This is a genomic window from Actinomadura sp. KC06 (assembly GCF_004348735.1).
Lineage (GTDB): Bacteria > Actinomycetota > Actinomycetes > Streptosporangiales > Streptosporangiaceae > Spirillospora.
Window position 1 is genome coordinate 1 of record NZ_SMKT01000384.1, and the last position, 1330, is coordinate 1330.

A 1330-nucleotide genomic window follows, 5' to 3' on the forward strand; every position below is an offset into this window, starting at 1 on the left:
CGTAGCGTGGAGACCTGAACCAGAGAGATGGTTGGGTCGTGGGAGACAAGAGACGCCGGTTCGATCCGGAGTTCCGTGAAGGAGCGGTGCGGATCGTCAAGGAGACCGGCAAGCCCGTCGCGCAGGTCGCGCGGGACCTGGGAATCAACCCATACACGCTTCACAACTGGGTGAAGGCCGACCGCGGACGCGGCAGCGGGAGCGGGGACGGCGCGCTGGACGATGCCGAACGCCGCGAACTGGCCGAACTGCGCCGGCTCAGGGCCGAGACGGCCGGCGAGCACGCTCGTCAGAAAGCCGAGTGGGAGAAGGAACGCGCTGAGCTTGAGATGGAGCGTGAAGTGCTCAAGCGATCAGTGGTCCTGTGGGTGAAGGACTCGATGAACCGGTGATCGTCGCGGAGTTCATCGCGTCCTGCAGGACCGAGCACGGTATCCCGCACACGATCGCCTGCCGGGCACTGGAGGTCTCGCAGTCGTGGTTCTACAAGCACATCAACCGCGCACCGACTACCCGTGAGCAGCGGCGGGCCCGACTGGACGAGGAGATCAAGCGGCTGTTCACCGCCTCGGGAGGCACCTACGGCAGCCCGCGGGTCTGTGATGAGTTGCGGGAGGCGGGCTGGAAGGTCTCGGTCAACACCGTCGCCGCGCGGATGGCCGAGCTCGGCTTGGCCGGACGGCCGTTCAAGCGGCGGCGGTCGCTGACCCGGCCGGGACGTCGGCCGGCCGCGCCCGACCTGGTGCGCCGCAACTTCACCGCGGTGGCGCCGGACGTGCTGTGGTGCGGGGACGTGACGCAGATCGACACCGATGAGGGGCCGCTGTATCTGGCCACGACCGAGGACCTGTTCTCGCGCCGGATGCTCGGCCACGCCATGAGCGGGCACCACGATGCGGCCCTGGCGGTGGCGTCGTTGCAGATGGCGACCACGACCAGGGGCGGCGACGTGGACGGGGTGGTCTTTCACACCGATCGCGGGTCGGAGTACACCGCGGCCCGCACGGCGGCGGCCTGCCGCACCCTGGGCGTGGTGCAGTCGATGGGCCGGGTCGGCTGCGCACTGGACAACGCCGCCGCCGAAGCGTTCAACAGCACTCTGAAGGTCGAATTCGTCCACCGGCACCGCTTCGCCACCCGAGCCGAGGCGCGCATCAAGGTCGCGACCTGGATCGCCGACTTCTACAACACCAGCAGGAGACACAGCGCCAACGACGGGCTCGCCCCGATCACATTCGAGCGTCAGATGGCAGAAGCGCGGAGGACGTCAACCGCCCAGCTCAGGGCCGAAGTGGCATAACACCGTCTCCACGCTTTGAGGGGATTGACA

Annotated in this window: 2 protein-coding genes; both read left to right on the forward strand. The window is 68.0% G+C overall.

All coding sequences use genetic code 11. The features are described 5' to 3' along the window. Window positions 1-38: 38 nt before the first annotated feature. Window positions 39-392, forward strand: coding sequence for a transposase (locus E1287_RS46195; RefSeq protein WP_131971947.1), 354 nt, complete (start codon window positions 39-41; stop codon window positions 390-392). Then, on the forward strand, window positions 389-1300 hold the full coding sequence (locus tag E1287_RS43220) for an IS3 family transposase (RefSeq protein WP_131971949.1): 912 nt from the start codon (window positions 389-391) through the stop codon (window positions 1298-1300). Before E1287_RS46195 ends, E1287_RS43220 begins: the two co-directional genes overlap by 4 nt. Window positions 1301-1330: the final 30 nt, after the last annotated feature.